22 protein-coding genes are annotated in these 25041 nt (G+C 66.2%); 10 read left to right on the forward strand and 12 right to left on the reverse strand.

Translation table 11 applies throughout. The features are described 5' to 3' along the window. From BM333_RS16070 to BM333_RS00020, 4 genes are all read left to right on the forward strand, one after another. The coding region (locus tag BM333_RS16070) for an integrase core domain-containing protein (RefSeq protein WP_245777088.1) at positions 1-344 on the forward strand (344 nt) is incomplete at its 5' end. A gap of 319 nt (positions 345-663) precedes the next feature. After that, the gene (locus BM333_RS00010; protein ID WP_143105734.1) at positions 664-1794 is read left to right on the forward strand and encodes a hypothetical protein; all 1131 of its coding nucleotides are present in this window, start codon (positions 664-666) and stop codon (positions 1792-1794) included. A 305-nt stretch (positions 1795-2099) separates the two neighbouring features. Continuing rightward, positions 2100-2909 carry a glycosyltransferase family 2 protein gene (locus BM333_RS16310; RefSeq protein ID WP_092306085.1) on the forward strand — a complete coding sequence of 270 codons (810 nt, stop codon included), beginning with the start codon at positions 2100-2102 and terminating at the stop codon, positions 2907-2909. Further along, positions 2909-3820, forward strand: a complete 912-nt coding sequence (locus BM333_RS00020) for an alpha-1,2-fucosyltransferase (protein ID WP_092306086.1) — start codon at positions 2909-2911, stop codon at positions 3818-3820. Before BM333_RS16310 ends, BM333_RS00020 begins: the two co-directional genes overlap by 1 nt. Positions 3821-3860: 40 nt before the next feature. On the opposite strand, the gene BM333_RS00025 is transcribed toward BM333_RS00020, so the two are convergent. The 3 genes from BM333_RS00025 to BM333_RS00035 all read right to left on the reverse strand — a co-directional run bounded on the left by BM333_RS00025 (position 3861) and on the right by BM333_RS00035 (position 7134). After that, positions 3861-5002, reverse strand: a protein-coding gene (locus BM333_RS00025) for an IS3 family transposase (RefSeq protein WP_245777089.1) whose coding sequence is annotated in 2 segments (ribosomal slippage) — positions 3861-4744 and positions 4744-5002 — 1143 coding nt in all. Because the reading frame shifts where the segments join, the coding sequence is not laid out codon by codon here. Positions 5003-5159: 157 nt separating this feature from the next. After that, positions 5160-6053, reverse strand: coding sequence for a class I SAM-dependent methyltransferase (locus tag BM333_RS00030; RefSeq protein WP_143105735.1), 894 nt, complete (start codon positions 6051-6053; stop codon positions 5160-5162). Then, positions 6037-7134 carry a polysaccharide biosynthesis protein gene (locus BM333_RS00035; protein WP_143105736.1) on the reverse strand — a complete coding sequence of 366 codons (1098 nt, stop codon included), beginning with the start codon at positions 7132-7134 and terminating at the stop codon, positions 6037-6039. The genes BM333_RS00030 and BM333_RS00035 overlap by 17 nt, the downstream gene beginning before the upstream one ends. A 370-nt stretch (positions 7135-7504) precedes the next feature. Between BM333_RS00035 and BM333_RS00040 the strand changes: the two genes are divergently transcribed. The 5 genes from BM333_RS00040 (at position 7505) to BM333_RS00060 (ending at position 13662) form a co-directional block, all read left to right on the forward strand. Next, positions 7505-8179, forward strand: coding sequence for a polysaccharide biosynthesis/export family protein (locus tag BM333_RS00040; RefSeq protein ID WP_092306089.1), 675 nt, complete (start codon positions 7505-7507; stop codon positions 8177-8179). A 194-nt stretch (positions 8180-8373) separates the two neighbouring features. Beyond that, positions 8374-10605, forward strand: coding sequence for a GumC family protein (locus tag BM333_RS00045; protein ID WP_092306090.1), 2232 nt, complete (start codon positions 8374-8376; stop codon positions 10603-10605). Between the two features lie 41 nt (positions 10606-10646). Then, positions 10647-11882, forward strand: a complete 1236-nt coding sequence (locus BM333_RS00050) for a tetratricopeptide repeat protein (protein WP_143105737.1) — start codon at positions 10647-10649, stop codon at positions 11880-11882. Positions 11883-12016: 134 nt separating this feature from the next. Continuing rightward, complete coding sequence (locus tag BM333_RS00055) at positions 12017-12244, forward strand: hypothetical protein (RefSeq protein WP_092306092.1); 228 nt, start codon at positions 12017-12019, stop codon at positions 12242-12244. Positions 12245-12291: 47 nt separating this feature from the next. Next, on the forward strand, positions 12292-13662 hold the full coding sequence (locus BM333_RS00060; protein ID WP_177221763.1) for an O-antigen ligase family protein: 1371 nt from the start codon (positions 12292-12294) through the stop codon (positions 13660-13662). Between the two features lie 24 nt (positions 13663-13686). Here BM333_RS00060 and BM333_RS00065 read toward each other — a convergent pair whose 3' ends face one another. The 7 genes from BM333_RS00065 to BM333_RS00095 form a co-directional block, all read right to left on the reverse strand. Further along, positions 13687-14499: a metallophosphoesterase family protein gene (locus BM333_RS00065; RefSeq protein WP_092306094.1), complete on the reverse strand. Its 813-nt coding sequence runs from the start codon at positions 14497-14499 to the stop codon at positions 13687-13689. Positions 14500-14612: 113 nt separating this feature from the next. Next, positions 14613-15662 (reverse strand): nucleotidyltransferase family protein, encoded by a 1050-nt coding sequence (locus BM333_RS00070; protein ID WP_092306095.1) that lies wholly within the window; start codon positions 15660-15662, stop codon positions 14613-14615. Next, on the reverse strand, positions 15659-16303 hold the full coding sequence (locus BM333_RS00075) for a NeuD/PglB/VioB family sugar acetyltransferase (RefSeq protein ID WP_092306096.1): 645 nt from the start codon (positions 16301-16303) through the stop codon (positions 15659-15661). Before BM333_RS00075 ends, BM333_RS00070 begins: the two co-directional genes overlap by 4 nt. Beyond that, positions 16300-17373 carry an N-acetylneuraminate synthase gene (neuB, locus tag BM333_RS00080; RefSeq protein ID WP_092306097.1) on the reverse strand — a complete coding sequence of 358 codons (1074 nt, stop codon included), beginning with the start codon at positions 17371-17373 and terminating at the stop codon, positions 16300-16302. Before neuB ends, BM333_RS00075 begins: the two co-directional genes overlap by 4 nt. Continuing rightward, positions 17370-18530, reverse strand: coding sequence for a UDP-N-acetylglucosamine 2-epimerase (gene neuC, locus BM333_RS00085; protein ID WP_092306098.1), 1161 nt, complete (start codon positions 18528-18530; stop codon positions 17370-17372). Before neuC ends, neuB begins: the two co-directional genes overlap by 4 nt. Continuing rightward, positions 18527-19696 carry a LegC family aminotransferase gene (locus BM333_RS00090; protein ID WP_092306099.1) on the reverse strand — a complete coding sequence of 390 codons (1170 nt, stop codon included), beginning with the start codon at positions 19694-19696 and terminating at the stop codon, positions 18527-18529. The genes neuC and BM333_RS00090 overlap by 4 nt, the downstream gene beginning before the upstream one ends. Further along, the gene (locus tag BM333_RS00095; protein ID WP_092306100.1) at positions 19696-20706 is read right to left on the reverse strand and encodes an NAD-dependent 4,6-dehydratase LegB; all 1011 of its coding nucleotides are present in this window, start codon (positions 20704-20706) and stop codon (positions 19696-19698) included. The genes BM333_RS00090 and BM333_RS00095 overlap by 1 nt, the downstream gene beginning before the upstream one ends. A gap of 110 nt (positions 20707-20816) precedes the next feature. Between BM333_RS00095 and BM333_RS00100 the strand changes: the two genes are divergently transcribed. Next, a complete protein-coding gene (locus BM333_RS00100) occupies positions 20817-21827 on the forward strand; it encodes a M48 family metalloprotease (protein WP_092306101.1) in 1011 nt (336 codons plus the stop codon). A 4-nt stretch (positions 21828-21831) separates the two neighbouring features. Here BM333_RS00100 and BM333_RS00105 read toward each other — a convergent pair whose 3' ends face one another. Both BM333_RS00105 and BM333_RS00110 read right to left on the reverse strand, forming a co-directional pair. Further along, on the reverse strand, positions 21832-22521 hold the full coding sequence (locus BM333_RS00105; RefSeq protein WP_092306102.1) for an acylneuraminate cytidylyltransferase family protein: 690 nt from the start codon (positions 22519-22521) through the stop codon (positions 21832-21834). 317 nt (positions 22522-22838) lie between these two features. After that, positions 22839-25013 (reverse strand): AGE family epimerase/isomerase, encoded by a 2175-nt coding sequence (locus BM333_RS00110; protein ID WP_092306103.1) that lies wholly within the window; start codon positions 25011-25013, stop codon positions 22839-22841. Between the last annotated feature and the right edge of the window lie 28 nt (positions 25014-25041).

Here is a 25041-nt window from a genome sequence, read left to right on the forward strand (position 1 = left end):
CCGACGAGGCCAACGTCGGCTGGCACTACATCGCGCCGGGCAAGCCCCAGCAGAACGGCTTCAACGAGAGCTTCAACGGCCGTCTACGGGACGAGCTGCTGAACGAAACTCTGTTCCGGTCGCTGCCACACGCCCGCATCGTGCTGGAATCCTGGCGGCGCGACTACAACGAAGCCCGGCCGCACTCCAAGCTCGGCTGGCTGACGCCGAAGGCCTATGCCGAGGCGCTTGCCGGAAAGATCGGCCGGCCTGCTGCGCTGGTTGATGGCTGCGCAGACCGGCCTCTTGCCAACCCCAACAACCCCAGCTCAGATCAACTACGGACTCTTGTTATGGCTGGATGAGAAACGGGGGTCACGTCACCTCGACCGAGCGCGAACGTTGTTTCCACTCTTGCGTCTTGGAGGTCGTCCACACATGCCGTCCCTGATGACGACACCGCCAGAACAGTCGGTTAGGCGGAAGGTCGTCCACACCATCACGTCACAACGTCCGTCTCCTTGGTGGAACGGACTCTCACTCAAAAACGAGAGATCTAGAAGGGGCGCCTCAGCGGTCACCGCAGGATCACGTCACGCGCTCCATGATCTGGCAATGCGACGACGCCGGTGCTAAAGCGCCGGCATGGGGTTATGCTACATTGTCGCAATCGCATGCGTGGGGGTGTTTTATCTCGACACCCTCCTCCCTTGGCGGATGACCCCGGTCCTGACGGCCATCGCCCTCGGGGCGCTCGCGGCGAGGGTGGTTCTCTCTATTCGGGATCGCCCAGAGCCTATCGGCTCGCCCCGAAATCTCTCCATCGGGTTGCTTCTGGCGGCCCTCGGCGGATTCTTGATGTCCACGGTTACTGTCGCGGTGGTGCGGGGCTATACGATCAATGAGTGGGGAGTGTTCGCGCTCCAGTTTGCCGTCCCCGCCATGCTGATATTCGCGCCCCGGCAGGACGATCTGATTAAGGCTGTGCTTCAGGTCTGCTTGGTCGTTGCACTGGTTGATGCCGCAGCGAACTTCCTCGCTGTCGCGGGGCTTTTTGAGCTACCGGAAATGTCCGCGCGGGTCGACGAGTTCGGGCGTCGGCAGCGTTATCCTGGACTGGCGGGCAATACCCATGCGGCGGGATTGGTTGCATTCTTTGCCGCGTGTTACGTCGCGTCGCTAGCGAGGGTTCGCGTCACGCCATACCTAGTGCTTGCGGGGCTAGTGCTTCTCGCCTCTCTGTTCCTGATCGATGCCCGACGCTATCTGGTTCTGACGGTGCTCGCTGTGCCGCTCATCTACCACCCGTGGAGCCGGAAGGTTCCTCTTCTGCCCTTGGCCGTATCGATTGCCGGTTTTCTGCTGCTTCGGACCTTCACAGCCGACTACGCCGACCTCGGAAACAAGCTCCGAGCCATGCTTCTTGAAGACGGTTGGCATCGGGCGATGCAAAATCCGATCCTCGGTGAAGGCGTCGTCTACCGGGCCGCAGGTGATTTGATTGCAACCTATATGAACCTCTCCATGGCGGGTGTGACCGAGTCACAGGCGCTTGATCTGGCTATCGCCTATGGTGTGCTGCCCACCGCGCTGTTCTTGCTTGCCTGCGCTATCGCCATCGCAGGAAACCGAGATCGGGTTCACCCACCTGTGGTGATCCTCACCCTAATGACAGCCGAATTGTTCTTTGGTGGAGCCCTGACTGGTCCCCTTGGCGCGATCGTGTTCTTTGCCTGCCTGACAGTCTGTCAGAAAGATGCGCGCTTGGTACAAGTTTCGGCCAAGACCTGTTTGAAGCCCGTGACCCCCGCGTGAGCCGAAGAGTAGCCCGCGTTGACCTGAGCCCGCTTCCCCGAAGAAGCACGACTGGCGATCAACACTCGCACCGCGCCGCTCCGGGCTCCGCAAGGACGAGGATGGGCGTCGTCAGCTATGACGGGCCCGTCGCAGTCGGCACAGGAAGCCAGGGCCCATGGTCAGCCGCGGGTCGGTGTACAAGCTTCGGCAGTGTCTGGTCGGGCCGTTGTCATTTTGCGTTGGCCACAGCCAGCGTGGTTTGATTAGAACTCCCGTGAGGTCGAACTGACCCGCCGGGATAGAGGGACAACTCACAAGTGCTGATGAAGGCGAAGACCCGTGGTCGAGACGGAGCTGTCGCGGCAGGCAGTCCCATTGTGAGCTGCGTCATTCCCAGCTTCGAGAATTTAGCGATGTTCAGCCGATGCGTCTTGTCGGCGCTCACCCAGGAGGGGGTAGATCTTGAAGTGGTTGTTACGGACGACTCCCGCTCACAGGATATCGCCGATTTTGTGCAAATGCTTCAGAGCCATTTCGGGAATCTTCGGTACGTGCAAGGTCCGAGGAGCGGACGACCGATAGAGAACTGGAACGCGGGAATGGACGCGGCCCAAGGGAAGTTCATTCATTTGATGCACCAAGATGAATTCATGGTGGACCGGCGTTTTCTATGCCGTGCCTGTGAATTACTACTTGAGGGTAATGACGTTGTTGTGGCGAGAAGCCATGTTATCGGGTTGGATCGGCCGTCAATGTTCGGTATTGTTTCCAGCATCTCGGATAGGATATCATTCCCTGTATGGACCCTATATGCGATGAACTGGATAGGCTCCACGGCATCCGTGGTCTTTCGGAACGCGTCAGAGAGGAGGTTTGATACGACTCTCACCTGGCTCGTGGATGTGGATTTCTACGTTCGGCTGCTAACGAGCGCTGAGCGGACTGCCAGATTACCCCATGTTGTAATCGGCTCTATTGGTCACCATCCGAGCCAGATATCTGCAGGTCTTGAGCGCGAACAGCTCCACCTACAAGAACTCAGTTATGTGAGCACTCAGGGGCGATTGACGCGCCGCCGAGCGGCGATCATTTCCGCTGCTTTGAGAGTGAAGTACGCTATGAGACGCTCCTGATGGCCCGCCCCAATATTGTTAACATCGTCGGCGGCTTGGGTAACCAGCTTTTTCAGTATCTTTTCGGCTTGGCGCTAGAGCGAGAAACCGGCCGTCAGACATTGTACGACGTTTCTGACTTCGAACATTATGATTTGCACGGCGGGCTCACGATTGAGCGCTATTTCGACCTAGATCTGCCCCGGGCCGAACCTCGGGACGTGAAGCGATTGTCGCTTCTGCTTTGTAGCTATGAGGTCAAGCGCGCAGTATCGCGTCTTTCACACGTGCTCGGACCGCTACGGCCTTGGGAAACTGACAGAACGTCCGGTCTCGAGACGGCATCTAGCTATTCTGCCCCGCGCTATTTCAGGGGTTACTGGCAGGATCAGCCCTACGACGAGGCTATCCTCGACCGGGTCCGTGCGCGTCTGCGCTTCCGGGCAGACATCGACTCTGCTGCTGATCGTGCTTTCCAGGCTCTTGAACCTGATATTGAGAGTTCGGCGGCACTCCAGATCCGCCGGGGGGATTACCTGACCGCTGCTGCAAACGCGCCGCACTACAGCTTACCGCTCGCGCATTACTATAGGTCAATGGAGATGCTTTCGGCCGAGGGAATCCGCCATTTCTATGTATTTTCAGATGATATCGAAGGACTTCGAGCCGAGTTCAATTGTCCGCACCACGTAACATTCGTCGACGAGACTATCTCCGGCTCGCCAGGGATCGACTTCCGTATGCTGACGAGATTTAAAACGTTGGTTATATCAAACAGTACGTTCGGTTGGTGGGCGGCTGTTCTTAGGTCTTACCCGTCTGGAAAAGTAATAGCGCCAGAACCTTGGATCAATCCGACTCATCGGGGACGAATGGCGCAGAGCCCGGCGATCCTCGACGGGTGGACGCGCGCGGACGTGTGGGGCTCCTAGCTCAGCCACGCTGAGCCCCCCCCCTCAGCTCCCTCGATCATTATGAGAGGCCGAGGGTTTGATGGCCGATCTGCTGCGCGGACGGGAGCGGCCGTCCGGCGCAGCTGGTTACGTTGCGAAGCCGGGAGGCTGCGAGGTTCAGGCGCACTGCCTCTGGGGTCAGTCCCCCGTGGGCGGACGGCCTGACGTGGTTGTAGTCGGTGCGCGAGCGCTCGATGACGGTGCGTGCTCCGGCCGTGGAGGCGAAGACCTCCTCGTTCAGGCACTCGTCCCGCAGCCTGCCGTTGAAGCTCTCGACGAAGCCGTTCTGCTGCGGCCTGCCCGGCGCGACGTAGTGCCAGGCGACGCCAGTGCGGTTGGTCCGCTCGAGGATCGCCCGACTGGTCATCTCGGTCCCATTGTCGCTGACGATCACGGCGGAACGGCTGCGACGGGCGATGAGCTTGTCCAGCTCCCGCGCCAAGCGCTGGCCGCTGATCGAGGTGTCGACCACAAGGCTCAAAGCCTCGCGGGTGCGGAAGCGCCTGCCGTCGGTCAGCTGGTCGGAGACGAAGTCCAGCGACCAGCGCTGGTTGGCCCCCAACGGCGTTTCCAGCGGTCGTCGCGTGCCCATGGCCCGCTTGCGACCGCCGCGGCGGCGAACTGACAGCTTCTCCTCGCGGTAGAGCCGCTGGACCCGCTTGCGGTTCACCGCGTGGCCTTCGCGTCGAAGCAGCACGTGCAGGCGTCGATAGCCGAACCGCCGCCGCTCCTGCACCAATGCCTTCAGTCGATCCCGCAGGACTCCGTCGCCCGGCCGGGCGGCCTGATAGCGAACGCTCGCACGATCGACGCCCAGCACCCGGCACGCCCGCCGCTCGCTCATCTCGTAGGCAGACCGCAGGTGCGCCGCCGCCTCACGACGCGCAGCGGGCGTCACCACTTTTTTCCCAGAAGGTCCTTCAGCGCGACGTTGTCCAGCATCGCGTCCGCCAACATCCGCTTCAGCTTCGCGTTCTCGTCCTCCAGCGCCTTCAGCCGCCTGGCCTCCGACACGTCCATCCCGCCGAACTTGGCCTTCCACTTGTAGAAGGTCGCCGAGCTGACGCCGTGCCGCCGGCAGACCTCCGACGTCGCTACACCGGCCTCCTGCTCCCGCAGGATCCCAATGATCTGCTCTTCCGTGAACCTTGACCGCTTCATTCTGTCCGTCCTTTCGAGGGGCGGACTCTAGCTATTCCTGGAGGAGTTTCAGGGGGTCACGTCAGTCACGTCACTGAACACCTTGGCAATCACCTCTGAGCCGTCGGCCCACCTCACCCTCGCGGCCTCAAGCGTCAAGCTAGGGGCGAACCTCAGATCACTGTGGCGCTCGCTGCGGGCTGCACACGACCACCAATTCGGGCGCTATGCCCGGAAAAAATGGGGAAATGCCCAGCAAGAGCACAGTCGAAACAATGGCCCCGACGCTCTCACGCGAAGAAGCGCTGCCGTCGGCTCGAATGCTCCCCAGCGAGGAGCGCGCGTTCATCGCCGCGTTCACTGCTGGCGGCGAGAGAAAAGACGCGTCGAACTGCTCATCGAAGAGCAATTCTCGCAACCCACCCTTGGAAAACACTTCCCTGTGACGCGGGAAGTCAACATCTCGCGCCCACCTGCCCATCGTCCGGAACAAAAAGCTATCAGCGTTCGGGGTCGATATCCAAATGCGTCCGCCGGGCGTCAAGCGCCTGCTAAGCCTTGCGAGCAGGCCCCTAGGGTCCTCGACGTGTTCGAGAACGTGGCTCAGGGTGATCCAGTCGAACTTTGGCCCCTCCTCAAGATCGCTTTCGTCGATCCACCGAATTTCTGGCTGCAGATTGCTCGGTTTCAGCAGGTCGGTTCCCCAAGCCTCTCCCTCAAAGCCCGCCTTGACCAAACTCGACAAGAATGCCCCTGATCCGCATCCGAAATCCAGCACCCTCTTAGCATCAACAGGGGTCTCTCGCATAAGATAGCGTTTTCGAGTGGCATTGATCAGCCTCTGACCCCATGTCTGTCTGCTTTGGCCCCGTACATCCGTATAATAGTTGCGGTAAGCCTCTGCCAACGTGTCATGCGTTGGGAAAAGTTCCGGAAATATAGAGCCACAAGATTGGCAGCGAAGGACATTGCTCTCCACCTCAGTTGTTCTGAAGTTGATATCTTTGGCAGTAAACAGCACTTGGTTTGGCCCCTTGTTGGGACAGCTACAGGCATTACCGGACAACTGCACGTCTCAATCCTCCAAGTGACAAGCCGAGTTCAACCAAGGACTTTACAATCCACGCAGTCAAAAGGCCGGAGAGGCCCCACCACGAGGTGAGCGCGTAAAACAGAACGCCTGAGACGACAAGACTTCCAATCGTAACGAGCGTCGCCCATCGCGCCTTGGCTCGCGCCTGTAGGTCGACCAAGATCAGTTGCGTGAAACTTGAGACGACGACGCCCAGCCCGAATAATGCTAGGGGGCCGAGCGGGGCAGTGGAGAGACCCGTAGCGAACTGGAAAATTCCAGGAACACTAGCCGCCATGGCGATCAGACCAGCCACAAAAGCCACGCCGGTCAGCCCAATAAGGGCGTACAGCCCTAACACCAGGCGTTCGTTCACCCAGCCCGATGCGCGCCGCGCGAAGAGGATTGGGGCAGCAATGTAAGGCAGCAGCCAAAGCTTCGTCATTATTTCATACAGAATGAAGTAGGCGTTGTACTCTTGGGGCGGGAGCAAGCGTAGAGCTACAATCCGGTCTAGAGATCCGCTCACGGCGGCAAGGGCGGACACCACGGCGAAGTCCAGCCAAGTCCGGTCGAGGAACCATCCTGCGGACGACTGCAGCAGCCTCGCTTCGTCCGAATGTCCGAGCTTAGCCGATTGATACATCCAGGCCAGTAGAAGGCTGGTCCACACAAATCGGATCACGCCAGCAATGGCCAAGGCGAGGTCAAGGCTCGCGCCCAAGGCAATCACGCATGCCAGCACGGCCAGACCAATCAGCAAGCTGCTCTGCTTGAGCCAGATAGCGGCTGTGTGCCGCCCCTGCGCATCCAGTAGCACCCGGAAGTCTGTCGCCAAGAACCCAGAAAGAACGAGGATCGGCAGCCATACCAAGGCCGACAGCGGCATTGCCCTGTCGGAGAGGGACCACAGGAGTCCAAGCGGCAACGATGCGACAGCAGATTTAAGCGCACTCACCAGTGCGATAGCGCGAAACTGCGAACGGGTGACGTTTGGCGAGAGGCCACCAACGAGCAGGGCCTTTGTCGTACCGGGCTCCAAGCCGCTTGATAGCGTGATGATGAAGAAGGCGCTCAGCACTCCTGCAAGATCCGCGGGCGATGCTACTTGTCCTAGCCCAACGGCGGATACCAACACCACTGCGGAGGTCGCTGCGTAGGCACCAATCAACATTCCTCCACGGAACACAAGCCCCCTCCGGCCCGCCACACGGACCGTCACACCGCGAAGACGGTTGAGCCATGTCGAAATGATTTGGTGCACCTTGCCGCCAGCCCCCAAGGAGGCGTCAAAACCCCCGGCTAGACACTCCTACGAGCGACGTCAACGCGGACAAGCATCCTACTGTTCAGGAGCCGCCCTTTCGACTAAAGGCATCTTCCACGGGAGCTTCTGGGTTTGGAGATTCAGATCCTACCTCGGAAGGCGTTCAATTTCGGGTTCATAGAGCATGCTTCGCACCATTGCTGTCGTCCTGGCTGCAGCCAGCCTCCCGGCTTGCGCCGCCTCTCGTGCAGCTCCCTTATCAACCGTCTCTTTGTCCACGCAGGTCGATATACCGGCGTTGGAGAGCGATTATCGTATCTCCGCTCAGGACATCCTGAATGTTCGTGTCTTCCAAGTCGAAGACCTATCGTTTGATGAACTTCGCGTGGGAACGTCGGGTCTTGTAGAGCTGCCGCTGATCGGCAGCGTTCGCGCTGCCGGACGAACACCGTCCGAGCTCGCTGCGGAGATCCGAGATCGCCTGGCGAATCGGTACATGCACGATCCTCAAGTGACGGTGTCGGTCACCGAATCCTCCAGCCAGAAGATCACTGTCGATGGAGCTGTCACAGAGGCGGGCGTTTTCGAGATGAAGGGGCGGACGACGCTGCAACAGGCGGTTGCCATGGCAAAGGGAGCCACTCGCACAGCCGATCTTCGCAACGTTGCCGTCTTCAGGACCGTGGATGATCAGAGGACAGTCGCCGTATTCGATCTCATCGCGATTCGCATGGGCGAGGCCCCGGACCCGGTCTTGATGGGAGACGATATCGTCGTCGTCGACACGTCGCAGATGAGCGTCTTGCTGCGCGAAGCTTTGGCAGCCCTTCCGGGATTGGCCGTGTTCCGCTCCTATTGAGGGATGAACGTAGATTCCTCCGGTGGTCGACTGGTGCCGAAGACAGGAGCGGCCCTTCGTCATCCCTTCGTCGTCGCCTGAATAGGTGAGAGACCTCCTGAAAGATCCCCTCGTTCAGTTTCGCCAATCGGCTTAGGCAACTCGGGACGGACTTGACAGGGCGCCGGAATGCTGGCGCGCACAATGAGGCACATATGGTTCACAATAACCTCAACGGAAGCCGTGTGGGTGCAGACCCGTGGACGGTTCCTGGGGCCCAAAGCCCTGGTAATAACGGATCGCAACCAGTATTCGACGTTTCTGAGTACTGGCGGCTGGCGATCAAGTACCGTCTTCCGATACTCGGATCTCTGCTGGCAGCGATCGTCGTTGGCCTCGCAGCGACGCTACTGATGACGCCGATCTACGTCTCTTCGGTGACGCTCCAGATCGACCGGGAAGCTGCCCGGGTGCTAAACGTCGATGAGGTCCAGCCTCGGGAATCGATGATCCAGGGGGAGGAGTTCTTCCAGACCCAGTATGGGCTGTTGCGTAGTCGGTCGCTCGCCGAACGGGTCGTGGACAGTCTCGGTCTCGCCAGCTCTGACGCGTTCCTCAACCAGATGGGCGTCGACCTTCCGCGGCGGGAAGAGGGCAGCGCGGCGCAGCAGGCGGCACGGCGCCGAGAGCTGGTGCTGGAGACCATCAAGGAGAACCTGGGCGTTTCCCCGGTCCGCGGCTCCCGACTTGTGACCGTGACATTCGAAAGCCCCGATCCGCAACTGGCTTCCAGGATTGCGAACGCTTTTGCCGAGAACTTTATCCAGTCGAACCTGGACCGTAAGTACGAGTCCTCCTCCTACGCCCGGCAGTTTCTTGAAGAGCGGATCGCCCAGACGAAGGCTCGCTTGGAGGAGTCCGAGCGAGCCTTGGTGGCTTATGCTGCCAATCAGCAGATCATCAATCTTCGTGAAGCGGATTCCTCAAGAGGGGAGGCCCAGAGCCTCGCGGGCATGAACCTCTCCACTCTCAACAGCGCGCTTGCAGAGGCGCGCTCTGAGCGCATCGCCGCCGAAGCAAAGTGGCGGCAGGCCTCCTCCGCGGCGCTGATGACGCTGCCTGAGGTCCTTCAGAACCCCGCCATTCAGCGTTTGACGGAAGAGCGCGCCAGGGTTCAGGCCGAATATGAGGAGAAGCTGCAGATCTTCCAGCCGGCGTTCCCGCAGATGATCCAGCTGAAGGCTCGTATCGATGAACTCGACGCGCAGATCCAAGCTGTGGCGAGCGGAATTCGTGGTTCGATTCGCGGCCAGTACACCGTTGCACTCGATGAGGAGCGGGAGCTCCAGGCGCAGGTGGAGCGCCTTAAGGGCGATGTTCTCGACCTGCGGGACCGCAGCGTCCAGTACAACATCCTGATGCGTGAGGTGGACACGAGCCGGACGCTCTACGACGGTCTCCTCCAGCGCTACAAGGAGGTCGGCATCACGGGCGGTGTCGCCGCCAACAACATCTCGATTGTCGACCGCGCGATTCCAGCTGACGAACCATCCAAGCCCCGCCTACTAGTGAACCTGGCTCTGGCGGCCCTGCTGGGACTCGGTCTGGGCGTGCTCGCCGCCTTCATCATGGAGGCCCTCGACGAGACTCTGGCCACTCCGGACGACGTGGAAAGCAAGCTGGGCCTGCCCCTCCTCGCCGTCATTCCGCTACTGGATAAGGGCGTGACGCCCCAGGAAGCCCTGAAGGATGTTCGGTCGAACTTCTCCGAAGCCTACTATTCCCTTCGCACTGCCCTACAGTTCTCGACGCCGAACGGCGCGCCGGCCAATCTGCTCGTCACCAGCTCCCGTCCGGCCGAAGGCAAGTCCACCACGGCTTACGCGACGGCGGTGAACCTCGCCCGGCTCGGCCGGCGCGTGCTGCTGGCGGACGGCGACCTTCGCAACCCGTCAATGCACAGGGTTGTCGGCGTGGAGAACGATGCCGGCATGAGCAACCTCCTGTCGGGTGGAGCCGAACTCGGCAGCCTGGTGAAGCCCACCGGCCAGGACGGTTTGGACTTCATTCCCTGCGGCCCGTTGCCGCCCAACCCGGCCGAACTGTGGGGCGGCGACCGTCTGAAGCGGGTGCTTGAGGAAGCCGCTGGCGTGTACGACCACGTCGTCATCGACGGGCCGCCGGTGCTGGGCTTCGCCGACGCGCCGCTGCTGGCCTCGGCCGTGGGCGGAACTGTTTTCGTCCTGGAGGCCAAGGGCACACGCCGTGCCCAAGCCAGAGGCGCGCTCCGACGCCTCGCGGTCGGGAACGGTCACATCCTCGGCGCCGTGCTCTCCAAGTTCAACACCAAGACGGTTCAGTACGGCGGGTACGACTACGCCTACGACTACCACTACGGTCCCGGCTCCGCCGCGTCGGGCAAGGGGCGCAAGGCTGGAAAGCGGTGACCGCGGGTCCGGCCGGAGCTGCACGCAGAAGGGGCCTGCCCGTGCGCGAGGCTCTGAGCTACGCATTGATGGCCGGGGCCGTGTGGCTCGGGTGGGAAATCATTAAGACACCGCTGGCGGATCGTAGTCCGCCGGCACTTGCCGTGCGCCTTGCGCCGGGATCGCCAGAGGTGCTCAGACGCGCGGCCGAAGCGGAACTGCTGGCGGAGCGCTTCGAGAATGCTCAGGCCCTGTCGACGGAGTCCCTCTCCCGAGCACCGTTCAACGCCCGCGCCTTGCGGGTGCGTGGGCTGGCGGAGGCCAGACTCGGCGATACGGATCGCGCCGACGAGATGCTGACGCTCGCAGGGAACTGGAGCCTGCGGGACGATCCGGCCCACGCTTGGTTGGTCGAAAACCGTCTTCGACGCGGTGACTACCGATCCGCCTTTGCGCACGCCGACACGCTGGCGCGTCGCAGATCCGATCTCTATCCGTCGGTCTTTCGACTTTTCACAGCCGCCGCCGTTCAGGACCCGCGCGCGCTTCCGGTGATCGCCGAACTGCTCTCGAGGAACCCGCCCTGGAGACTGGCCTTCCTTGAGCATCTCCACGAAGCGGAGAACGGCGCTCCGGTGGTCGGGGGCCTCGCCGTCGCGCTGGAGCCGACCGACGCCCCGTTTAGCGCGTACGAGCTCCAGCGCCTCTACACCGCCTGGCTCGCCGCGGGCAGGTTCGAAGGCATTCTTGAGATACGCCACCGTCTGGGTCGTCCACCGGTGAACTTCCTCCTGCAGAACGGCGACTTCAGCACCAAGATCGAGGACCAGCTCCCCCCCTTCGGATGGACCGTCGAAACTGGAGCCGGAATGGGCACAGCGGTGGTGGAGGACGATCTTCGGGCGGAGAATCAAGCCTTCCGGCTGGAGTACGATGGCTTCGCCTCCGGTGTTTTCACGCGTCAGCTTCTCCTGCTGAGCCCTGGCGCGTACCGGCTCGAAGGCGAATGGCGAGCCGAAACTCCGCGACCCGAGATGCAGATTGGGTGGCAGATAGTCTGCGCCGGGACAGGCGCTGTCGTGAGCGGGCCCGGCTCCGGACTCCGCAACGGGTCCGCAGAGTGGAGCCGCTTCCGCCAATCCTTCTCCGTCCCTCGTGAGAACTGCCAGGCCCAGTGGCTGCAGCTGGTCGCCGTTCCCGGTGACCGCCGCACGACCATCGCTGCCTGGTTTGACAAGCTGCAGATCTACTCCTCCTCTACTCCTGCTTCTCGGGTCCCTGCATCCGCAGTGGAATGACACGGCGAGTCCGGCACCTACGGTTGTGCCCGTTACCGGTTTTTCACTTGCCTCCCGCCCGCGCCCTCCGTATAGAAGTCGAACTCTGGGCGTAGCAACGTCCGGGAGAAACCGTTTCTTGAAGGGGACATTGCATGCGTAAGACCATTGCCGCCGTTACGGCGGGTCTGCTGCTCGTGGCTGGCCAAGCGGCCGCCGCTGGCTCGAACAGCGCCGTTGCTCGCGTCGGCGATCGTGTCGGCGCCACCACTGAAGCCTCCAGCGAATTCGCTGGCATCCCGCTGCCGGTGCTGCTGATCGGCGCCGCCGTTGTCGTGGCGACCGTCGTGGTCGCCAGCGACGACGACAGCGAGAGCGACTAAGATCATCCAACCGCGGCGGGGCGTAGCCGATTTCCGTGCGCGGTAGCGTGAAGTTCAGATTAGGCCAGCAGGGCGGCATCGCGTTAGCGGCGTTGGTTCTGCTGGCCTTTTCAATTGTGCTCGGTGGGGCGAGCCGCCAGCACGAACTGCGGTTGGCCCTCGTCGAGCTGGCGGCCCTGCCGCTGCTGGTGCTCGGGCTCCTGGCGCTGTTGAAGCGGGATGATCTCAGCGCCCATAGGTTCGGCCTCGGTCTGGCTGTCGCTGTCGCTGCACTCCCCCTCCTCCAGCTGATCCCTCTTCCGCCCGCGGTCTGGACAGGTCTCCCCGGGCGCGACCAGCTGGTCCTCGCGCTTGAGGTGACGGGCATTCCGCAGGGGTGGCTTCCGCTCACCCTGACGCCCGACAAGACTTGGCGCTCGTTTCTGGCCCTCCTGCCGGCACTGGCGATGTTCGTCGGATTGCTTGTGGCTCAGGCAGAGGATCGGCAGCGTCTGGTGCAGTTCCTGCTCGGCGCGGCGCTTTTCTCGATCCTGCTGGGCGCCGCCCAGCTCGCAAGCGGCGGCAACCAGCTCTATCCGTGGCTGACGACGGACGCGGGCAATGTGACCGGCTTCTTCGCCAACCGGAACCATCTGGCGACCCTCGTCCTCATCGGCGTTCCGTTCGCGACCGTCCTTGGAGCGGCTTCCCTGCGAAGGAGCGGCTCGCGCCTGCCCCTGTGGCTCTCAATCCTCTACATCGCGCTTGCAGCTGTCGCGCTGGGCGTCATCCGATCGCGGGCTGGCGTCGTGCTGTTCGCCCCCGTGCTCGGTGCCAGCCTTCTGGCGGCCTGGGCGGCGGCCGGGCGCGGGCGCCCGCGCCCTCTCCTGCTGGGCCTGGTCGGCGGCGCCGCCATCGCGATCGCGGCGGTCGGAGCGTTTGCCGCCGCGCCCCTGCTGGCGCGCTTCGATCCGGCCGGGGCGCCCGAAGGGCGATTCGAGAACTGGCCGATCGTCGCCGAGGCTGCCGAGTCGCACCTCCCGCTTGGCTCGGGTCTGGGTTCGTTCGACACCATCTACCGTTCGGTGGAGCCGCTGGAGCGGCTGGATCCGACCTTCTTCAACCAAGCGCACAATGACTACCTCGAAACCTGGCTTGAGGCAGGGTGGCTTGGCGCAGCCCTGATCATCGCCTTCCTTGTGTGGTTCGCCAGACGTAGCTGGACCGCCTGGCGCGCCGGTGTATCGACGCAGCGGGATCTTCAGCGCGCATCCACCATCGCGATCGGCGCGGTTCTTCTGCATTCCGCCGCCGACTATCCCTTACGGACAGCCGCGCTGGCTACGGTGTTCGCCCTCTGCTGCGGATTGCTCGAGCTGGCGGTTCGCGCCGATGCGGAGCTGTCGCCGGAGCGGCACAGGCGAAGCCGCTCACGCTGATCCGGCGGGGTGCCTGGACCGGTCTCAGGCGGCAAGCACTTCCCGCTCAACGCCGGTCTCGCCCTCGACCGCCCGCACCACCACCCGCACAGCCCCCTCCAGCCGCACCGCGCTGAGCACGCCGCTGTCGTACGCCTTGGTGTCCACGCCGATGCGGCGGCGGTCGACGTGCACCTCGCGGGTCGGCGTGTGGCCGTGGACCACCACCTTCTCGAACGCCACGTCGCTGTCGAGGAAACTGTTGCGGATCCACATCAGGTCCCGCTCCGACTGGCGATCGAGCGGTTCGCCCGGCCGGGCCCCGGCATGGGCGAAGAAGTAGTCGCCGATCGAGATGCTAAACTCGAGGTTCTCGAGGAAGGCGCGCTCGCGCGGCGTCAGCTTGTGGTCAAGATCGGCGGAGATGCGCGCCCAGGCCTCGACCTTGTGCTTCAGTTCCGGCGGTCGCAGGCCGTAGGAGCGCAGCGCCGCGTCGCCGCCGTACTCGCACCAGCGGGCGCCCGCGGACGGGTCGTCGAGAAAGTCCAGCATGGCCTCCTCGTGATTGCCCTTGAGGAAGCGCCATTCGATCCCGCGATCGGTCGGCAGGTCGGCGAGATAGCGGATCACGCCGCGCGAGTCCGGGCCCCGGTCCACATAGTCGCCGAGGAAGACCACCACCTTGCGCTCCGCGGCGCTGGCGGCAGCGTCGGCCATGATCGCCTCGACTAGCGGCTCGAGCAGGTCCAGGCGGCCGTGGATGTCGCCGATGGCCCAGACGACAGTCCCCCGCGGCGTCTCCGGCCGTTCCGGGGCCGCGACCCTGGGCCGCCGTTTCTTGAAGAGCGTCGAAATCATCGCATTTTCACGATCGCGGCCGCCGGGGCGGCCGCCAACATCCTTGCCAGCGTCGCCGGTCCGGCGCCGTTCCCCCTATCCGCCGCCTGCGACCGCAAAAGGGCGGTGCGCAGCTAACCCCCGAAGACGGCACCGAAATCGGCGTTCGCCTGCGCATAGTCCGGAGGGCGGCCGATGTCCATCCAGTACCCCTCGGCGGGTTGCTGCCGCACCGTCATGCCCTGGCCGATCATCTCTGACAGCAGCATCGGCATGTCGTGGTAGGCGTCCTCCGGAATCAGGCGCAGGGCGGACGGCGACAGGACATAGGCCCCGGCGCTGATGGTGAAGCTCTGCGTCGGCTTCTCCGCAATGCGCAGGATGCGGCCGTCCGATCCCTCGATCACGCCGAACGGCACCTGCATCTGGTAGTCGCGCACGACCACGGTGGCGTCGGCGCCCGCCTCCAGATGGCTGTCCAGCACGTGGCCGTAGTCCACCTTGGCGAGGACGTCGCCGTTGGTGACCACGAAGGGCTCGTCCGGCCGGGGCAGCAGGGCCAACGCACCGCAGGTGCCGAGCGGCTTGGACTCGCGCAGGTAGCGGATGTCCAGCCCCAGGGCCGAGCCGTCGCCGAAATGGCGCTCGATCTGATCGGCCTTGTAGTTCACCGCCAACCAGAAGCGCCGGAAGCCCTGGCCGGCCAGGTTGCCGACGATGGTGTCGAGGATCGGGCGCGGCCCCACCTTCAGCATCGGCTTGGGCGTGTCGCGGGTCAGTTCGGCCAGCCGCTCGCCCTTGCCGCCGGCCATGATCACCACCGGATTGCTGCGCACCGGAATGTTGAGGAAGTCCGACACCGTGGTCAGACCGACGACGCGCCGCTCCGCGTCGAGCACCGGCAGCTGGCGCAGGGAGTGGGCGCGCAGCATGGCCAGGGTGGCGGCGCGGTCCTGGTGCTGGTCGATGCAGACCGGCTCGCGATTGGCGGCCGAGACGGCCGGATCCTCCAGCCCGGCCCCGCGGATAAGGGCGCGCCGGAAGTCGCCGTCGGACAGGACTCCGATCAGACGCCGGTCGGCGTCCACGATCAGGGCCATGCCGGTCCCGGTGGCGTCGATCGCCTTCAGGGCATCGCGGAAGGTCGCCTCCGGGCCGATCAGCGTCTTCTTCCAGTCTCTCATCCCTGCCCCCGTCGCCGCGCCGGCACGCCGACCAGCACTCCCGGCCCCGTTCCCGGCCCCAGCACCACGGCGCCGGCTCCGACCACCACCCCGTCCTCGAGCGCCACGCCCTGGCGTATCACCGCGCCGGCCCCGATGTGGGCGTCCTCGCCCACCGTGACGTCTCCGCACAGGATGGCCCCGGTGGCGCAGTGACTGAAGGGCCCGACCCGGCAGCCATGCTCGACGATGGCGCCGGTGTTGACGATCGCCCCCGCCCCGATCCGGGCGCCCGTCTGCACCACGCAGCGGGCCAGCAGCTGGACGCCCGGGCCGATGTCCGCATGCGCAGAGACGACGGCGCTGGGATGCCGGACCTCGGCGATGCGGAAGCCGGCGGCCTCAAGCCCCGCCTGGACCGCCCGGCGACGCCCCTGCCCCGCAGCGGCCCCCGTCCCGCCCAGCCCGTTTGCGAGTTCGTACCCGCCGTCCGGCGATAGCCAGGCGTCGTCGCCCAGCACCGGCAGCCCGGCGATTTCGGCGCCAGCCGGCAGCCCCGGGTCGACGAAGCCGAGGACAAGCCGCCCGGCCGCCTGCAGCGCCTCGGCCACGACCTGGCCGTGCCCGCCGGCGCCCACAACGATGACGGGCCGGTCGCTCATGCGGTGATCGCCTCGTCCTCGGCCCAGTCGCGGGCCGCGGGCTGGCCGAGCAGCGGCCAGACCTCCATCGGCGACAGACCGTCGGCCGGCCGCTTGGCGGTGAGGTTGTCGAGACTGAACGGCTCGCCGGCGGCGACGGGGCGGGCGGCGACCAGGCTGCGACGGGCGATGGCGCGGTTCGAGATCTCCTCGGCCGCGGGCCCCTTGCGCGCCTCGCCCAGCGCGGCCTCGACCTCGCGGACGGCGGCGACCATGGCGGCCAGCTCGTCCGGCTCCAGCGAGGCGGCGTGGTCCGGCCCGGGGCGGGCGCGATCAAGGGTGAAGTGCTTCTCGACCACCGTCGCCCCGCGCGCGGCGGCGGCGATGGCCACCGTCGTGCCGAGCGTGTGATCGGAGTAGCCGACAGGCAGGCCAAACGTCTCGCGCATCAGGTCCATCGCCCGGAGGTTCACAGTCCTCAGGGGAGCCGGATATTCGGTCGTGCAGTGCAGCAGGGTGACCCGATCGCGCAGGGCCGCCTGCGCCTGGGGCTCGGCGAACGCCGCCTTCAGCTCTTGCGACCCCGCGGGCAGCCCGTCGCGGGTGAGGGCGAAGGCGATCACCTGCAGCGCCTCCTCGATCTCCCCGAGCGTCGCCATCCCGGTGGAGACGATCAGCGGCAGGCCGAGACGCGCCGCCTTGAGGAGCATCGGACCCCACGTCAGGTCGCCGGACGGTATCTTGATCGCCGGCATGTCCAGGCCGGCGAGGAAGTCGAGGCTGTCCATGTCGAAGGCGGTGGACATGAAGCGCACCCCTTTCGCCTCAGCCGCCCGCGCCAGCGTGCAGTGGGCGTCGCGGTCCAGCTCCAGCCGTCGCAGCATGGCCAGCTGGCCGTCGTCGGCGCCGGTGTTGCGCGCCTGGTAGGCGGCCTTGGCGGCGCGGCGGGTGACCAGTTGCGCCGCGTCGAAGGTCTGGAACTTGACGGCGTCAGCGCCGGCCTCGGCGGCGACGTCGACCATGCGCAGGGCGTCGTCCAGCGAGCCGTCGTGATTGACCCCCGCCTCGGCGATGACGAACACCCGGCTCACGACGACGCCTCATGGAAACGCTTGGCCAGCAGGGTCCGACGGTCGGGCGCGGCGCGCAGCACCTCGACGATGCGGCGCGCGCTGTCGCCGTCGCCGTAGGGGTTGCTGACACCGGCGCCGTCGAGATCGAAGGCCTGTCGGATCGCGTCCGTGATCGCCTGCGGCTCGCCGCGACAGTGAATCACCGAGGCCGCGGCCAACCGGCCCTTCTGGCGGTCGCCGACGTCGACCGTCGGCACGCCCAATGACGGCGCCTCGTAAAGGCCGCTCGAGGAGTTGCCGACAACCGCATCGACCTGGGCCATCAGCGAAAGATAGCGCAGCTGCCCCATTGAGGCGAACACATGCACGTCGTCCCGGCCGGCCGCCCAGCGGTCCAGCGCCGCCTCGACCGCAGCGCCGCCGGGGTCGGCGTTCGGACGGGTGACCCACTTCACGACCTCGCGCGGGAGCGTATCGAGGCCGGCCAGCAGGGCCTCGAACCCGGCCAGGCCGCGGTCGGCCTCCAGCGTCACCGGGTGCCAGGTCACCAGCAGGTTGCGCACCCCGAGAGGCGCCCCCAACGCCGCCTCCAGCGCCTCGCCTTCCAGCAACTCCAGCCGCCGCAGCTGGTCGAGGCCCGGACTGCCGACGACGTGAATTCGCCAGGGCTCCTCGCCCATCCGCGCCACGCGCCCGGCGGCCTCGGCGCTCGTGGTCAGGTGCAGGTGGGCCAGCTTGGTGAGGGCGTGGCGGATCGAGTCGTCGAAAGCGCCTTCGGTGACGTCGCCGCCGGCGACGTGCGCCACCGGCACGCCGTGGATGAGGGCGGCCTGCGCCGCCGCGAGGATCTCGTAACGGTCGCCCAGCAGCAGCACGAGGTCGGGATTCAGCCGGTCCAGCACGTCCGACACCCCGGCCAGGCATCGCGCCATGCCGCGCACGATATCGCCCGGGGCGTCCTGCGCCAGGCCGAGCGGCACGCGGGCGTCGATGGCGAAGCCGTCCGCCTCGATCTGCTCGACGGTCATCCCGAAGCGGGGCTCCAGATGGGAGCCGGTGACCACCAGTTGGAGCTGCAGATCCGGCGCAGCGCGGATCTCCTGCATGACCGGCTGCAGCAGGCCGTACTCAGCCCTCCCGCCCGTCACCACGCAGATGGCGCGCGCAGCCGTCATGCGTCCGCCAGCGCCGCGCTGCTGGGCAGGTTGATCACCCGCGCCGCCAGCGCCGCGGCCACAGGCAGTTCGTCGCGGGGACAGCCGGCGTACATCGGCAGCCGGTGCATGAGGGTCCACAGCGGCCGTGCGCCGAAGCCGGCGGCGTTGAGGGTCTCGAGGGCCGCATCGCGAACGGCCATATCCGGCTTGTCGAGGATCAGGGCGTTCAGCCAGTGGTTGACCTCCGCGCCCTCGCGCGGCGTCAGCATGCTCACGCCCTCCAGACCGGCGAAGGCGGCGGCGTAGCTCCCGGCCAGCCGGGCCTTCCGCGCGATCATTCCGTCGAGCTGATCCAGCTGGGCGCAGCCCAGGGCCGCGTTGAGGTTCGGCAGGCGGTAGTTCCAGCCGATCTCGTCGTGATCGAAGGCCCAGGCGTGAGGGACCTTGGCCGTGGTGGTCAGATGCTTCGCCCGCCGGCCCAGTTCGGGGTCGTCGGTTACCACCGCGCCGCCGCCCCCGGTGGTGACGATCTTGTTGCCGTTGAAGCTCAGCGCACCCAGCCGGCCGAAGGTCCCGGCATGGCGTCCGCGCCAGCGCGAGCCGAGCGCCTCGGCTGCGTCCTCGACGAGAACCAGTCGCCAGCGGTTCGCGACCTCGACCAGCCCGTCGATGTCGCACGGATGGCCGAAGACATGCATCGCGACCAGGGCGCGGATCGGGGCCCCCGTGCGTCGGTTGACGCAGGCCCCGTCCGTCACCCGCGCGATCCGGTCGAGATAGGCGTCGAGCCGATACGGATCCACACCGAGAGTGAGCCCTTCCGAATCCACGAAGTGCGGCGTCGCCCCGCGATAGGCGACCGCATTGGCCGTGGCCACGAAGGTCAGGGTGGGGACGAGCACCTCGTCGCCCGGCTGCACCCCGGCCAGCCGCAGGCAGACGTCGAGCGCGGCGGTGCCGTTGACCACCGCCACGGCCCGGGCCGCGCCGGTCAGGGCCGCCAGCTCGCGTTCGAACCGGTCGACATAGGCGCCCACCGAGGACACCCAGCCGCTATCGATGCAATCGGCGAGGTAGGCCTTCTCAGCGCCCCTAAACTCCGGTGCGTGGAGCGGGGCCGGCGCCGCACAGGGGGGAACCACACTGCGCACCGCCTCGACGATCTGCTCCACAAGACCGCCCATCACAGCACGTACCGATCGGTTTTGTAGCGGGCGAGATTGGCGGGGTCGCAGAACCAGTCGACGGTCGCCTGAAGCCCCCGCCGGAATCCCTCGCCGCCGCCGTATTCCGGCGTCCAGCCAGTCAACCGGCGCATGCGTTCGCTGTCGGCCCACAGCCGCTCGACCTCGCTGGCCTGGGGACGCAGGCGCTGCTCGTCGGCGACGATCGCTACCTCGCGACCCATCAGTTCGATAATGGTCCGGGCCGTGTCGCCGATGGAGACTTCAAAGCCGCTGCCGGCGTTGACCACCTGCCCCACGGCCGCGTCGCATTCGGCGAGGGCCTCGAAGGCGCGGGCAGTGTCGGTCACGAAGGTGAAGTCCCGGGTCGGGTGAAGCGCGCCCAGCCGGATCTCTCGCGCGCCGGCGGCGATCTGGCTGATCACCGTCGGGATCACCGCCCGGGCCGACTGGCGCGGACCGTAGGTGTTGAACGGCCGGAGCACCGTCACCGGCGTGCCGAAGGCGGCGTGGAAGCTGAGCGCGATCTGGTCTGCGCCGATCTTGGAGGCCGAGTAGGGCGACTGGCCCTGCAGCGGATGGTCCTCGGTGATCGGCACGAAGCGGGCGGTGCCGTAGACCTCGCTGGTGGAGGTGTGGACCACCCTCGCGACGCCCAGGTCCCGTGCGGCCTGGACCACGTTCAGGGTGCCGAGGACGTTGGTCTCCACGTAGGTCTGGGGCGAGTGGTAGCTGTAGGGGATGGCGATCAGGGCGGCGAGATGAAGCACCACGTCGCACCCGGTCATGGCGGTCCGGACGCCGTGGGGATCACGGATGTCGCCGGCGAACACGTCCAGCGCCTTGCGGACCTCGGCCGGGCTCTCATCCAGCCAGCCCCAGGAGCCCAGGCTGTTGTACTGGACGAAGGCGCGCACCTCGCAGCCGCGCGCGACCAGCCGCTCAGTCAAATGCGAACCGATGAATCCGTCCGCGCCGGTGACCAGGATGCGCTTGCCGTCCAGCTTCATCGATTCGTTCCACGCCCGCCTGCGCCCAAGGTGATTAGCGCCCGTTAAGGAACCGACAAAGCGTGGCGCCGGCATGTTGTGCGGAAGGCCCGGATGGTGTTGTTGAAGACATGGCTCCGGCCCCTCGCCTCCTCTCCGTCGCCGTGACCGCCGCGCTCGCCGCCGCCCTCGTCGGCTGCAGCCAGACGCCGGCGTCCGCGCCCTCCGTTAGCGCCGGAAACGACGCCGCCCTGCGCCTGTCCGCCCTGACCGACCTCGACGAGCGGGTGGCGCGGGTGGCGTGGCGGCTGTCGGAAGCCAACGCCGCCCTGTGCCCGGCGGTGCGGCAGTCGGCCGGCTGGGCGCTGCACTCGGCCAAGCAGTACAGCGAGGACCTGCGGCCGCATGCGACGGAGCGCTTCGGCCTGCGTGGGGACCTTCCGGGGGTGTTGTCGTCGCCCACGGGATCGCCGGCTGCCGCGGCGGGCTTCCAGCCTGGCGACCTGCTGCTCGCCGCCGACGGACGGCCCCTGGCGCCGGGCGATCATGCTGGCGCGCCCAGCTGGGACGGTCTGGGTCGCAACCTGCGCGTGGTCGACGAGGCGCTCGCCGACGGCGGCGCTCGCTTCCGCGTGCAGCGCGGTGCGCAGACGCTGGAGCTGGCGGTGCAGGCGGAGCACGCCTGCGGCTACGACGTCCAGCTGAACCCGTCGGACGAACTGAACGCTCGCGCTGACGGCCGCAGGCTGTTCATCAGCACGGCGCTGGCGGGCTTCGCCGCAAGCGATGACGAGCTGGCTGTCATCCTCGGCCACGAGCTGGCCCACCACGTGCTGCGCCACCGCCACTGGAGCGAGGCGGGCGGCGCGGCGCGGCAGACCAACGACGAGGCCTGGGTGACGCAAGGCGGCGGGGGCGGCGCCGAGCAGCAGGCTGATCGCGTGGGACTCTACCTGTCCGCCCGCGCCGGCTACGATCCCGCCGCCGCCGCTCCGTTCTGGCGGCGTTTCGGCGAGTCGAACTGGCGCGTGCGCTTCCCCCAGATCGGCCACGCCTCCGCGGGTTCGCGGGCGCGGGCGCTGGAGGGGGTGCAGCGCGAGATCGAGGCGAAGCGCGCCGCCGGCGAAGAGCTGCTGCCCTGACCGTTCAGCCAAGCATCAGCCGCTCGGCGGCTTCGAAGTCCTCCAGGGTGTCGATGTCGATCGAGCGCTCCGACGGCATCTGCCAGATCGCGGTCTCGCCGGGCTTCAGGAAGCTCCGCTCGCGGCGCAGCCAATCCACCTCGGCGGCGTAGACCGCGCCGTTCAGCATCCACGCCGGCGGGAGGTCCTGGCGACGCAGGCTGGCGCCGCCCGGGGGCGCGCAGAACGGATCCAGTCGCCCCCGGGCGTCCTGCCCATAGGCGAGCCATGGGTGCATCGGCGCCTCGGTCACTGAGACGCAGGCCGGCGCCCCGGTCGTGGCCATGCGTCCCAGGGCGCCGTCGATGTCGGCGGCGGTCCGGAGCGGCGACGTCGGCTGCAGCAACACCACCACCTCGAAGCCGGGAACCCGGTCGAGGGCGTCCAGCACCACGTCGAGCGATCCTGCCGCGTCGCCGGATAGCTCCGGCGATCGGCGGAACGGCACGTCGCAGCCGAGGGCCTGCGTCGCCTTGATGATCTCGGCGTCGTCCGAGGACACAATGAGGCGATCGACGGCACCCGCAGCCTGCGCCGCGGCGATCGTCCAGGCGATCAGCGGCCGACCCGCCAACGTGCGCAAGTTCTTGCCGGGAAGGCCCTTGGACCCGCCGCGGGCGGTTACGACGGCCAGAACCGACCTGCCTTCGATCACCCCGGCTTCTCCTTCAACCCCACACGATCATCCTTAGCGCAGCTTCGCCGCCAGCGCCTAACGTCGCGCTTTGCGCCTGACGTAAACCCAAAGAGTTGAAGAGCGGCGAAGCTTGATCCTCGGCGCGAAAGGCGGCGTTAAGGGGCCCTGCCGCTCGCAGGGGAGATTAGCGAGATGCGTAACCAGGAAGAGCTACGTCCGACACCGCCGCCTCTTGCGCCGGATCGCCCTCGCACGGCCGGTCTTTACGGCGAGGTGGCCGCTCTTCCGGTCGGTCGGATGACGCCGCCCCCGGTGGGCGAAAGCCGGACCTTCCTTTAAGCGAGTTCGTGGGCGGGACGTCCCGCCCCTGTGCTTTCGCGCAGCTGAAGCCAGGCCGCGGCGATGTGGTAGAGCGAACTCGCAGGTGCAGGTTCGTCGATGAAGCGGCCATCCGGTTCGAGCTTGTCGCGCCACAGGCCGGTGGGCTCAAGATACCGTTGCAGGCCCTTCAGCGCCTCGGCCGCGTGCGACGCGGGAACCCGGTCGCCGAGGATCAGCGCCGCCTTCAGCCGCTCGGTCTGGGGCCACAGTCGGGCGCGTCCCGAACGGACGTTCAGCTGGTCGTCCAGCTCGTCGACGGCCACCCCGCGCACCGCGTCGATGCCGCGCAGGCCCGCGGCGTAAAGCCGTTCCGCCGCCGCGGCCGCCCAGTCGTCCCCCCGGGCGCGGCCCCAGCGCGTCAACAACCAGGCCCATTCGAACTGGTGGCCCGGCTCGACCAGGCGCCCGGCCTCTCCCGCCGCGGGGCTCCAGTCCGGGGCGAAGAACTCGCGCAGGAAGCCGCCGTCAGCGTCGATGAAATGCCGCCGCGCGAGGGCGGCGATCGCGTCGGCCATGGCGGTCCACTCCCGCCGCGGCTCAACCGCCTCCCAGGCGAGGCAGGCCTCGAACAGGTGCATGTGGGCGTTGGCCTGGTGCGGATGGCCGGCGTCCTCGCGCCAGCCGCCGCCGGGCAGGGCCAATCCCGCCAAGGCCTCGCGGAGCGCATGGGCCCGTCCGGACATCAGCTCCCGCTCCACGCCCGCCTCCGCGGCCGCGGCGAAGGCCAGAAGGGCGAAGGCCTGGTCGTAGAGCGAGGCCGTGTCGTCCAGCACCGCGCCCTCCGCCGAAACGCGGGTGCGGTACAGCCCGTCGGGGCGCCGGTTGGCGCCCTCGAAGCGATCCAGCCCCTCGACCACCAGCCGCCGCCAGGGACCGGCCCAGCCCGCGCGTCCGGCGACGCTGTAGACCCACGCCTGCCGCGCCTGCACGCGCGCTCGCCGGAAGAGGGTCGCGCACGCACCGTCGGACTGGAGCGTCTCCCGGAAACCTCCATCTTGGTCGACGCCCAGCGTCGCCCACACCGGAAAGGCGTTCAGGCGCATCCACCGGTCGAAGGACTGCACCTGATCTTCAAAACTTGGCGGGGGTGAGCGTCCGTCCGCATGTGCTGGAGAGGTCACGCGAATCCGCTCAACGAGCCCCTTCACCTCCTGAGCTCGACTCAGACTGCAGACCAACACGGCATCGGGTTCAGCTATGATCGCAAGATCCCTGACACCTGCCGTAGCCACCACCATTCCCTTCGCGGCGCGGACAAGACAGGCGTCGCCGTCGGCTCCGACCCAGAGACCCTTGTCTGCCGACCCTGCCGAGGCCACCGCATCCCATGCGCCCAGATCGGACCAGCTGAAGTCGACGGGAAGGACCGAAACGCGGTCGCTCCGCTCCATCACAGCGTAGTCAATAGAGATTTTCGGCGAGCCCCTGAACGCCTCCGACAGCTGGAGTATGTCGGCCGGCGTATTCGGAAGCGACCTGCTAACCGCCTCGGTCACTGCAGGTGCGAATGCCTCGAGCTCCGCTAGCAGGACGTCGGCCCGCACCATGAAGTTGCCGCTGTTCCACAGGAAGCCTTCGCGAAGGTAAGCCTCCGCAGTCTCCCCGCTCGGTTTTTCGACGAATCTTTCCACCTTGGCCAAGCCCGGACCTTGAGGCTGAATGTAACCGTAGGCTGACGACGGCTCTGTTGGCCGGACGCCAAAGGTGACGATCTCGCCCGCGTTCGCGGCATTCCAACCCTCCTTCACAGACGACCTGAAGGCATCGGCATCGGGAATGTGGTGGTCGGACGCGACAAACAAGGCGATCCCGTTTTTCGCCTCCCGTCTGATCCAAAGCGCTGCCGCGGCCATAGCCGCGGCCGAATCGCGCCCTTCCGGCTCCAGCAGCACCGTCGCATTCAGTGACAGTCGTGCAAGTTGCTCAACGATGGCGCCGCGGTGGCTTTCACCCGCGACAATGATCAGGCGGCCGCCGCCGTCAGCGAGGGGCACGACACGCTTGGCCGTTTCCTGGAAGAGTGAAAGATCGCTGAGAAGATCCAGGAACTGCTTGGGGTTGGCGGGGCGGGAGGCCGGCCAGAGGCGGGTGCCTGCTCCCCCGCAGAGGATGACTGGATATACAACCATGGCGCGCTCTTCTTACCTAGCGGTTACG

Source organism: Brevundimonas viscosa (genome assembly GCF_900116065.1).
Lineage (GTDB): Bacteria > Pseudomonadota > Alphaproteobacteria > Caulobacterales > Caulobacteraceae > Brevundimonas > Brevundimonas viscosa.

Excerpts from the sequence above, each read along its gene's own strand:
- BM333_RS16310 (WP_092306085.1), top strand. The coding sequence starts at position 2,100 with ATGAAGGCGAAGACCCGTGGTCGAGACGGAGCTGTCGCGGCAGGCAGT.
- BM333_RS00020 (WP_092306086.1), top strand. The coding sequence starts at position 2,909 with ATGGCCCGCCCCAATATTGTTAACATCGTCGGCGGCTTGGGTAACCAG.
- BM333_RS00040 (WP_092306089.1), top strand. The coding sequence starts at position 7,505 with ATGCTTCGCACCATTGCTGTCGTCCTGGCTGCAGCCAGCCTCCCGGCT.
- BM333_RS00045 (WP_092306090.1), top strand. The coding sequence starts at position 8,374 with ATGGTTCACAATAACCTCAACGGAAGCCGTGTGGGTGCAGACCCGTGG.
- BM333_RS00055 (WP_092306092.1), top strand. The coding sequence starts at position 12,017 with ATGCGTAAGACCATTGCCGCCGTTACGGCGGGTCTGCTGCTCGTGGCT.
- BM333_RS00065 (WP_092306094.1), bottom strand. The coding sequence starts at position 14,499 with ATGATTTCGACGCTCTTCAAGAAACGGCGGCCCAGGGTCGCGGCCCCG.
- BM333_RS00070 (WP_092306095.1), bottom strand. The coding sequence starts at position 15,662 with ATGAGAGACTGGAAGAAGACGCTGATCGGCCCGGAGGCGACCTTCCGC.
- BM333_RS00075 (WP_092306096.1), bottom strand. The coding sequence starts at position 16,303 with ATGAGCGACCGGCCCGTCATCGTTGTGGGCGCCGGCGGGCACGGCCAG.
- neuC (WP_092306098.1), bottom strand. The coding sequence starts at position 18,530 with ATGACGGCTGCGCGCGCCATCTGCGTGGTGACGGGCGGGAGGGCTGAG.
- BM333_RS00090 (WP_092306099.1), bottom strand. The coding sequence starts at position 19,696 with ATGGGCGGTCTTGTGGAGCAGATCGTCGAGGCGGTGCGCAGTGTGGTT.
- BM333_RS00095 (WP_092306100.1), bottom strand. The coding sequence starts at position 20,706 with ATGAAGCTGGACGGCAAGCGCATCCTGGTCACCGGCGCGGACGGATTC.
- BM333_RS00100 (WP_092306101.1), top strand. The coding sequence starts at position 20,817 with ATGGCTCCGGCCCCTCGCCTCCTCTCCGTCGCCGTGACCGCCGCGCTC.
- BM333_RS00110 (WP_092306103.1), bottom strand. The coding sequence starts at position 25,013 with ATGGTTGTATATCCAGTCATCCTCTGCGGGGGAGCAGGCACCCGCCTC.